This is a genomic window from Sulfurovum sp. (genome assembly GCF_049668085.1).
In the GTDB taxonomy this organism is placed as follows: domain Bacteria; phylum Campylobacterota; class Campylobacteria; order Campylobacterales; family Sulfurovaceae; genus Sulfurovum.
In genome coordinates this window covers 1-9,445 of record NZ_JBATIY010000028.1, presented here as the reverse complement: position 1 = coordinate 9,445, position 9,445 = coordinate 1, and the positions used below count along the sequence as shown (strand labels likewise).

The 9,445-nt window shown below is 39.5% G+C and carries 8 protein-coding genes; 5 read left to right on the top strand and 3 right to left on the bottom strand.

Annotated features, from left to right (window positions below):
• From WBM70_RS02190 to infC, 3 genes are all read left to right on the top strand, one after another.
• A partial coding sequence (locus tag WBM70_RS02190; RefSeq protein ID WP_424556878.1) for an AMP-binding protein occupies positions 1-1,116 on the top strand: 1,116 nt, incomplete at its 5' end.
• A 134-nt stretch (positions 1,117-1,250) separates the two neighbouring features.
• A complete protein-coding gene (gene thrS / locus WBM70_RS02185; RefSeq protein ID WP_424556877.1) occupies positions 1,251-3,065 on the top strand; it encodes a threonine--tRNA ligase in 1,815 nt (604 codons plus the stop codon).
• Between the two features lie 50 nt (positions 3,066-3,115).
• Entirely contained in the window at positions 3,116-3,610 is a 495-nt protein-coding gene (infC, locus tag WBM70_RS02180) for a translation initiation factor IF-3 (protein ID WP_424556879.1), read from the top strand.
• Between the two features lie 170 nt (positions 3,611-3,780).
• Here infC and WBM70_RS02175 read toward each other — a convergent pair whose 3' ends face one another.
• A complete protein-coding gene (locus WBM70_RS02175; RefSeq protein ID WP_424556876.1) occupies positions 3,781-6,726 on the bottom strand; it encodes a MutS-related protein in 2,946 nt (981 codons plus the stop codon).
• 239 nt (positions 6,727-6,965) lie between these two features.
• Here WBM70_RS02175 and rpmI point away from each other — a divergent pair, with 239 nt between their 5' ends.
• The gene (rpmI, locus tag WBM70_RS02170; RefSeq protein WP_223891958.1) at positions 6,966-7,157 is read left to right on the top strand and encodes a 50S ribosomal protein L35; all 192 of its coding nucleotides are present in this window, start codon (positions 6,966-6,968) and stop codon (positions 7,155-7,157) included.
• Positions 7,158-7,312: 155 nt separating this feature from the next.
• A complete protein-coding gene (gene rplT, locus WBM70_RS02165; RefSeq protein WP_008244940.1) occupies positions 7,313-7,669 on the top strand; it encodes a 50S ribosomal protein L20 in 357 nt (118 codons plus the stop codon).
• 305 nt (positions 7,670-7,974) lie between these two features.
• Here the strand turns inward: rplT and WBM70_RS02160 are convergent, their stop codons facing one another.
• On the bottom strand, positions 7,975-8,715 hold the full coding sequence (locus tag WBM70_RS02160; protein WP_424556875.1) for a ferredoxin-thioredoxin reductase catalytic domain-containing protein: 741 nt from the start codon (positions 8,713-8,715) through the stop codon (positions 7,975-7,977).
• The gene (locus tag WBM70_RS02155; RefSeq protein WP_424556874.1) at positions 8,715-9,197 is read right to left on the bottom strand and encodes a hypothetical protein; all 483 of its coding nucleotides are present in this window, start codon (positions 9,195-9,197) and stop codon (positions 8,715-8,717) included. The genes WBM70_RS02160 and WBM70_RS02155 overlap by 1 nt, the downstream gene beginning before the upstream one ends.
• Positions 9,198-9,445: the final 248 nt, after the last annotated feature.

Here is a 9,445-nt window from a genome sequence, read left to right as displayed (position 1 = left end):
ACAGGAAGTTCAAAAGGAGTAATGCTCAGTCATAAAAACCTGGTATCCAACGCTACCGCTGCACAAAAGATTGTTGATATATTCCCTGAAGACCGTTTCCTTTCTATTTTACCATTAGCACATACCTATGAGTGTACGATCGGTATGCTCGTTCCGATACTTAATGGTGCCTCTATTTATTATATTCAAAAGCCACCTACCCCTACCATTTTGATCAAAGCCATGGCTGATGTTAAACCCAGCTTTATGCTTACTGTCCCACTGGTCATTGAAAAGATCTATAGAAATAAGGTCCTGCCTAATTTCCAAAAAAACATCGTGATAAAAACACTCTACGGGATCCCTTTTATCAGAAAAATCCTCAATAAGATCGCAGGCAAGAAGCTTGTAGAGACTTTTGGTGGGAAGCTTCGGTTTTTTGGTATAGGCGGAGCAGGTGTTTCTCCTGCCGTTGAGAAGTTTTTACGTGAAGCGGAATTCCCTTACTGTATTGGTTATGGGCTCACTGAAACAGCACCTTTATTGGCCGGTACAAATCCGAGTAAGACAAAATATAAAGCCATCGGTCCTGCGCTTTTCGGAACAGAACTGGAGTTACGGAATCAAAATGCAGAGGGGACAGGAACACTTTGGGCACGTGGTCCAAATGTCATGATGGGGTATTATAAGGATCCTGAAAAAACGGCTGAGGTCATAGATGAAAACGGATGGTTCAATACGGAGGATATCGGCTATTTTGATGCAGACGGATACTTCTTTATGCATGGGCGTGCGAAAAATATTATTGTGGGTTCCAGCGGTGAAAATATTTACCCGGAACAGATCGAAGCAACGCTCAATTTACACCCTCTTGTGGCGGATTCACTCGTTTTTGACAATGAAGGGATACTCTCTGCCCGGATACATCTTGATTATGAGAAGCTTGATGAACTCTTTGGCGTCAAACAAAAGTCTGAGACAAAAACACATGCAAAAATTGATGAACTGCTTGAAGAGATCCGAACAGAGGTCAATCAAAACGTTTCTAGTTTCTCACGTATCAAAAAAATGATTGAGCAGCGTGAAGACTTTGTAAAAACACCAACAAAGAAGATCAAGCGTTATCTTTATATTTGATAGTGTTTCAGCAGCCCTAAAAAGGTCTTGTCTTCGCGATGATTAAGGGATTAATTCATTTTTATCCAACTTTTAGCTATAATAATCGCATTTTTAACGTTGCATTGTAGGCAACGATAACACAAAGGGCTAATTTGAGCGAAAATCTTATCGGTTATATAGATGACCAGGGCAATATCATTGATACACAGAGTGCAGGGGAAAACTGTACAGCAACACCTATAGAGTATGACAACTCTGAAGCGTCTTTAGAGATCGTACGTCACTCTACAGCACACCTTATGGCACAAGCCATTACAGAACTTTATCCTAATTCACAATTCTTTGTGGGGCCTGTAGTAGACGAAGGTTTCTACTATGACTTCAGAGTCGATGAACAAATAGGTGAAAATGACCTCAAGGCCATCGAAAAAAAGAGGAAAGAACTCATCAAGAAAAAGTACAAGATCGAAAAGTACGAGATGAGTAAAGCAGAAGCCTTAGAAAAGTTCGCAAATGATGACTTAAAACAAAAAGTCATGACTCGTATAGAAGATGACACACTGTCTATCTATAAGCAAGGTGATTTTGAAGACCTGTGTCGTGGACCTCACGTACCGGCACTTCGTTTTTTGCATAACTTCAAACTTACACGTGTAGCAGGTGCATACCTTGGCGGTGATGAAAATGCTGAAATGCTTACGCGTATCTACGGTATTGCATTTGCAGACAAAGAATCACTTAAAGCACATATGACGATGGTCGAAGAGGCTAAAAAGCGTGACCACAGAAAAATTGGTGCTGATATGGAACTCTTTATGTTTGACGAAGTGGCAGGTCCAGGGCTTCCATTCTGGATGCCAAAAGGTGCAAAACTACGTTACAAGTTAGAGAGTATCTTGCACAAAGCACACCTCACACGTGGCTATGAGCCAGTACGTGGACCAGAGATCCTTAAAGCAGATATGTGGAGAACTTCCGGACACTATGCATGTTATGGTGAGAACATGTATCTCACTACCATTGATGAACAGGAGTATGGGATTAAGCCTATGAACTGTTTAGGGCATATCCAAGTCTTTAAGCACACACCAAAAAGTTACCGTGATCTACCGTTACGTTATTACGAATATGGCGTGGTGCATCGTCATGAAAAGTCAGGTGTATTGCATGGACTTTTCCGTGTACGTGAATTCACCCAGGATGATGCACATATCTTCTGTGAAGCAGATCAAATAGCTGCTGAGGTACTTGAAGTAGTAGAGTTTGTAGATTCAGTGATGAAACTCTTTGGCTTTGATTATACGATGGAAATATCAACCAAACCAGAAAAAGCGATCGGTGAAGATGCAGTCTGGGAAGTAGCAACACAAGGACTCAAAGATGCACTTAATGGCAACAATTTGCCATTTACCATCGATGAAGGCGGGGGTGCATTTTATGGGCCTAAGATAGATATTAAGATAACGGATGCCATCGGACGTAAATGGCAGTGTGGTACGATTCAAGTAGACTTCAATCTTCCCGAACGTTTTGAAGTAGAGTATGTCGCAGAAGATAATACCCGTAAACAACCGGTGATGATACACAGAGCCATTTTAGGTTCATTTGAACGTTTCATTGGTATTCTCACTGAACACTATGCCGGGGAATTCCCTTTCTTCTTATCCCCTGTGCAGGTTATATTTGTCCCTATTGCGGATACGCATGCAGATTACGCCTATGAACTTAAGAAAAGAATGGTTCAAGAGGGTATGGATGCTGAAGTCTATGATAAAAATGATTCTCTTAACAAGCGTGTACGTAACGCAGAAAAGCAGCGTGTACCGTATGTAGTGATCGTTGGTGATGAGGAAGTGGCAAACAAAACAGTGGCAATTCGTGACAGAAGAGCCAAAGAACAGTATAATCTTACACAAGACGAATTTATGGTAAAATTAACCCAACAACTTCAAGAAGGTAAAATTTGAGTAGACAAAACGATAGAAACAGAGGTAGAAAAAAAGCTGATGATACCATCATGAACGATGCTATCAGAATCAATGAGCTTAGAGTTTTAGGTAACGATGGCGAACAGCTTGGTATCATCTCCAGAGATGAAGCGATGCAAATAGCTGAAGAGAAAGGTTTAGACCTTGTACTTATGTCACCGGATGCTAAACCTCCTGTTGCTAAAATCATGGATTACGGAAAACACAAATACGAACTTGAGAAGAAGAAAAAAGAAGCAAGAAAGAACCAAAAGATTATTGATGTAAAAGAAGTGAAGTTCTCTTGTAAGATCGCTGAAAATGACATTAACTATAAAGTAAAACATGCCAGAGAGTTCCTAGAGAAAGGAAAGCATGTTAAGTTACGTGTATTCCTAAGAGGACGGGAAATGGCAAATCCTGAATGGGGTGTAGATGTGCTTAACCGTGTTTGGCCTATGCTTGAAGATATTGGAACACTCGAGAGTAAACCTTCACAGGAAGGGCGTTACATTAACATGTACGTAACACCTCAAAAGAAATAAGGGTATAGCACTCAATCTTTCAAGCTGTACAGTAGTACAGCTTTTAAATCTCTAGCGCACCCCAAGGGCATTTCCTTTGGACAAACCTCATGCACTCTAAACCTATTTGGTTTAATTTCACTAATTTTCTTTATACGATTTGGAATTTAGTTCCTCACATGCACTGAGCTTTAGCTCTTGATCTCGTAATGTAATTTTAATCCTTCACTTGTCATTACAAATCCGGATATGTTTATCTTTCCTTCATGTACCATGTTATGATGCTTTTTACACAGAGGGATGAGGTTGTACTTATGGTTTTTGTGGAAATGGTCTATCTGGCCTTCTTCATTTGCATGTTTCTGTTCTGCGATATGATGTACATCTTCTACACTTTCCTCACATAAGGCACACTTGCTGAGGTAAAGATCTTTATTGTATTTGCTGCTTTTTTGTTTACGTAGTTTTTTAATATCACTTCCGCCATGGTTCAGGTTTTCTCGTATGGTTTGTGCCATTTGTAGGAATTCCTTATCCATATGTAGTGATTTGGCAAATTCCAGTCCGTAAAGGCTGTCTCCCATACCCAACTGTAAGACACGGTTATAGATCAGTGTGTCATTGCTTTCATCATACTTGATACCCAAATGCAAGAAGATGAGATGTTTCAGGTTCTGTAGCTGAGGGATGCTTCCTAGCTGGTGTAAGTGCGTAGCAAAGATAAAGGTCGATCTGAGTGAGATAAGCCTTAAAATAGCACTTGAAACGATGGCAAGAGCTGATTCTGTCTCTGTACCCTGGCTTATTTCGTCTCCTAGGATCAAAGAACGTTCATCTGCACGGTTAAAGATGTTCTTGAGTTCCATCATCTCTACGGCAAAGGTTGACAAACCTTTATAAAGGTTGTCTTGTGAAACGATGCGTGTAAAGAGTTTGTCATACAGACCAAAACGAAGTTCCACAGCAGGAACAAAAAATCCTGCCTGTGCCAAGACGATGGAGAGACCTATACTTTTCATCAAAGAGGACTTCCCCGAAGAGTTGATACCATATAGCAAAGTACCTAGAACATCTTCTCCATCACTGGCATTGAGTGTGATGTGATTGTGGCCAGTACCATTGTTTTTTCCCAAAAAGACATCATTCGGTACATAGATCCCTCTTTCGTCATTGGATTCTATGATGGGATGACGCAGTGCGGTTGCTTCGTAAAAATTACCCTCTTCAATTATCGGACGGGAAAGATTCATTATTTTGGTACATTTGGCATTGGAAATCGCGACATCTATGTTTGCGATAAAGACTATCAGTTTGTCAAGTAGGAGTGAAAACCTGTTTTCAAGCAGGTCAAGACTCTCTATGTAACGCTGCTTGACAAGGGAAACAAGTTTGATCTGAGAGGTTTCATAGTTTCTTGTGATCTCTTCGAAGAGAGGAGCATGGACTTTGACCGCATTTTTTAAAGATTTGTACTGAAAGTCTTTAAAAAAGTGATGCTGGTTGTCTATGGTGACAAAAGAGTCTTTAAGCGACTTCTCTATGAGGGTAAAGCGGTTCTTGGTCAGGTGGAGAAAGTACCCTTCACTCTCGAGATAACTCACTGTGGCATACTTGGCAGTCCCCGAAAAGAGTTTATCTTTTTCAAAGAGTGATTCGATGTGCGTGGCGACATCTTCCATTTTGTCCACTTCTTTTTTCTGATGCTTGACAATGCTGTCAATGGCAGGATAGATGCCGTCTTTAAAAAGGTTGTCATTAATCTGCTCTATACGAAATCGTGCACAGACATCCAGTTCAAAGGTGTCATGTAAGACTTTTAGCATCTCCTGTGTTTCATCATAGAGGTTATCATCTATTTCTAGACCATTGCTTTGTGCATCTTCAAGAAGTTTCAATATTGCTTCTAAAGACATAGAGATATAGGTCAGTTCTACAGGGTGCAGCTTACGCAGTTTGATACGTCTGGTGATACGTTCAAGGTCATAGATCTGCTTCAGGTGTGTCTCAAAACGATTAATGCTCGGTAGTAGCAACTCTGTAAGGTTGTAGCGATTTTCAAGCAGTTCTTTATCGCAAATAGGGTTGAGCAGGCGCTCTTTGAGAAGACGTTTCCCAAAAGCTGTAGAGGTTTTGTCTATCAGATCAAGTAGGGTAATGTCAGAGGGGTCACGGGAGATGACTGAGAGTTGTTCCATCGCATTGTTGCCGATATACATATAACGATTATTGCCCAGGAATTGTGGCTTGTTCATCTTCTCTATGATACTCTCATCATGCTCGATGATGAAATCGATCAATACTGCCAAAGACTCTGTCGTATAAGGATGTCGTTCAAGGTCCAAAAACTCAATGCTGGAGAGAAAAGAGTTGATGTTAAAAACACGGGTAAAGAGTTCATTTTGGAATTGTATTTTAAAGCGTTTTGTATTGACAGAGTAGTGCAGCGACTCGAGCTCCAAATAGTGCACTATCCACTCTTTGTCTATCTCTTTACTGTCGAGGGTAATGATCACTTCTGAAGTGGTATAAGTCTGTAATAGGTTAAATGCTTCATCCAATGCATAGGTTTTATCATCACGGGTGGAGTGTATCTCATTACAGATGGTCTTCCCTGTACTCACATCTATGGCAGAGTACCCTACAGAGAAGATACCGGCATTTTCATCTATGAGCAGGGAGACGATGTTATTTTCACTAGGTTCGCTCAGGTATTCAAAATTGGTACCTGGAGAGATGATGTTCGAAACATAACGTTTGATGTTTGGCATTTCTCCTTTTTGCTTGACCACAATGATAGTATATTTTTTGGTAGAGATGAGGCGTGAGAGGTAACGGTCTAAAGAGACAGCTGGAACCCCTGCAAGAAGAGGATTGGAAACGGAGTTTTCCAATACGGCTTTACTTTTACGGGTGAGTTGGATGTTGAGCAGTTCGGCTATCTCTTTGGCTTTACCTACTTTCAGTTCATCATTGTTGACTTCATAGACTTCAAAAAAAGTACCGATCTCCATCAATACAAGGGCATCTTTCCCATATTTTTCTTCAAAATGCACTTGCAAATCAAAATAAACCTCTGTTAAAAGTTTCTTTTTTTGAGAAAGTATTTCGGTTACTTTGTCCACTAGGCTTACCCTCATTTTTAATAGATAGATTTTAACACAAATAGGGTTAGAGATATCGGTACAGAATAGATTTATAAATCTTTTAGATAGTTTGGGTATAATACCGTCCCATTTTATTTGATAGAACGGATTTTGAGCTAAGCCCAAAATACCTACGCTAACGCTGTGTTAACTTTAGCAGTTGGCTCATACGGCTAGCCGTATTTAAAAGCATTAGTACTAGAGAGTAAAAAATTTTTAAAGGGAGTAAGCATATGCCAAAAATGAAAAGTGTTAAAGGCGCAGTTAAGCGTTTTAAAGTGAAAAAAAGCGGCAAAATCAAAAGAGGAACTGCGTACAGAAGTCACATTCTTTCTAAAGTTGATGGTAAACATCACAGAAGTATGAGAAGTCCTAAGCACGTTGACCCTGTTGATGCAAAAAACATTAAAGAGATGATTAACTAATCACTTTTTGATTTAGAGATTCCCCCGATAAGGGGCAAGTTCAAACAGAGATAATGTTTGACACCTACTATAGCATAACTTCAGCAGTTGGCTCATGCGACTAGTCGCATTTGTTTGTTGAAAGTTGTAGCACAAGTTTAAGGTAAAGGATAACCATGAGAGTAAAAACTGGTGTCGTAAGACACAGACGTCATAAAAGACTATTAAAACAAGCTAGAGGGTTCTACAGCGGTAGAAGAAAACACTTCAGAAAAGCGAAAGAACAACTCGAGCGTTCATTAGTATATGCTTACAGAGATAGAAGACAAAAAAAGAGAGACTTCAGAAGACTATGGATCGTTCGTATTAATGCAGCAACAAGATTAAATGGTATGAACTATTCAACATTCATGCATGGTCTTAAACTTGCAAATATCGAACTTGACAGAAAAATTCTTGCTGATATGGCAATGAATGCTCCTGAAAGTTTTACAAAAGTAGCTGAGGCTTCTAAAGCAGCACTTGCTAAATAATTTGTAGCATCTTTTTTTGCTTTAGCAAAAAAGATGTCGGCATTTAGTGCCAGAACTATTTCTTGAGGAGCTTTGGCTCCTCATCCTTCGTAACTATCCCCCAACTTTTTTAAAATTTATAATTTTATCTTTGGATTGTATTTTATGCATTCCTTTTTTTTATTTGTTGATGCAACAAATAAGAAGACGAACCCAAAAAAACAAAATGCAGTGGACTGTCGTGGGCTGATGAAGTTTTTTGTAGTTTGGATTTTTTGAGGGGTGAGAACTCCCTCTTGTAAAAAGGAGGAAGTTTTAAAGGGCTGTTATCCTCTTTGTACTTCTCCTGAAAAGCCTATGATTCCTGGACGTAGGTTGCTTACTTGTTCAAATCCCATCGCTTTCATTGCGTGTTGTACTTGGTAACTTCTACTTCCTGAATGACAGTAGACGATGATCGCTTCTTCTTTTTTCCCTGCAAGTGCTTCTTCTACCTTTGCATAGAATTGTGAGGTAGGTACAAGCACATCTGTTCCTACTATATGTCCCATTTGGAACTCCATGTATTCTCTTGTATCGACAAGTGTAAAATCGATCATCCCTATGTTTTTTGCTTCTATAAGGGCTTCAAGCTCATCGCCATCAATCTGCTCCTCTTTGAGTAGTACTTCTGCTTGTTCTTTTGTCAGACCGCCTGAATGTTGGTGTACGACCTCTTCTATCTCATCATGCATCATTTGTGCTTTTGCATATTCAGGTGTACAGAAGATACCACAGTGACATGTACCATCTTCAGGGATCTCTTTTTCTAGTGCAGGCGTACATGGACAGATACGGTTATCAGCTGCTTTTTGTTCTTCTTTTGTTTCTCCGATGACCATGAAACAAGGACAAAATCTTTTACCATATATGAGCTTGTTTCGAGCAAGGCCCATAGCCACACCTTCGTTGACCTCTTCATTTGGGTTGGGCACAAAACCAAATTGGTTATTGACCTTGTCTACAAAAGTCCATGTCTTTTCTAATTCAGCCTGAAATTCATCGGAGTTCATATCTATTGGTTGCATTACATTCCTTTACGTGTTGTGTTTGTACTGTTTATCTCTAACGTTTTTGCCATCTCATCAAACTCTTGCACAAAAACTTGTATTGTTTTACCCCAGTTTAGAAGAAGGTCATGGGTTTTATTCAGATCGATATGGATATGCTGCTCATTGACCTCAACACCTGCTTCTTTATACTCAATGATGCCTTTTTCCATATCTGCAGCCATTTTTTTCATTTCTATATCCATTTTTTGGCCTAAGTCATTAAAAAAGTCTTTGGTTTTGTTGGTATCTATCGTGATGGTACCATCATCCACATTGATACCCATATTGTTAAGCTTGGCATTTTCTTTTTTCTTTTGCACTTTTTTGGCTTCTAATTCTGCAAGCAGTTCTGCTCTTGCTTGTTGTGCGATTTGAGCATCATGTTTGGCCTGCTGCTCTTTGTCTTCGCAGCCAGTAAAAAAGAGTAATAGAAGGAGGGGAATAAATAAATATCGCATACATGTCCTTTGTTTATTCATAGGTACATTATACAATGATTTCTAAAAGGAAGATAAAACTCCTACATCTTGAGAAATAGGAGTTTAAAGAAGAAGTGTTATGGGTAGATTATCCACATTTTCCTTCTCCGCATTTCATTTTAGAAGGAGCCTTTTTTGCCTCTTTTTTACCTTCTCCACATTTGCCATTGTCACATTTTTTGGCACTTTTTTTGCCTTCTCCACATTTGCCATTGTCACATTTTTTC

What these genes read in the sequence shown, in the direction of transcription:
- rplT (WP_008244940.1), top strand. Translation starts at nt 7,313, where the DNA reads ATGAGAGTAAAAACTGGTGTCGTAAGACACAGACGTCATAAAAGACTA.
- WBM70_RS02175 (WP_424556876.1), bottom strand. Translation starts at nt 6,726, where the DNA reads ATGAGGGTAAGCCTAGTGGACAAAGTAACCGAAATACTTTCTCAAAAA.
- rpmI (WP_223891958.1), top strand. Translation starts at nt 6,966, where the DNA reads ATGCCAAAAATGAAAAGTGTTAAAGGCGCAGTTAAGCGTTTTAAAGTG.
- WBM70_RS02155 (WP_424556874.1), bottom strand. Translation starts at nt 9,197, where the DNA reads ATGCGATATTTATTTATTCCCCTCCTTCTATTACTCTTTTTTACTGGC.
- infC (WP_424556879.1), top strand. Translation starts at nt 3,116, where the DNA reads ATGAACGATGCTATCAGAATCAATGAGCTTAGAGTTTTAGGTAACGAT.
- WBM70_RS02160 (WP_424556875.1), bottom strand. Translation starts at nt 8,715, where the DNA reads ATGCAACCAATAGATATGAACTCCGATGAATTTCAGGCTGAATTAGAA.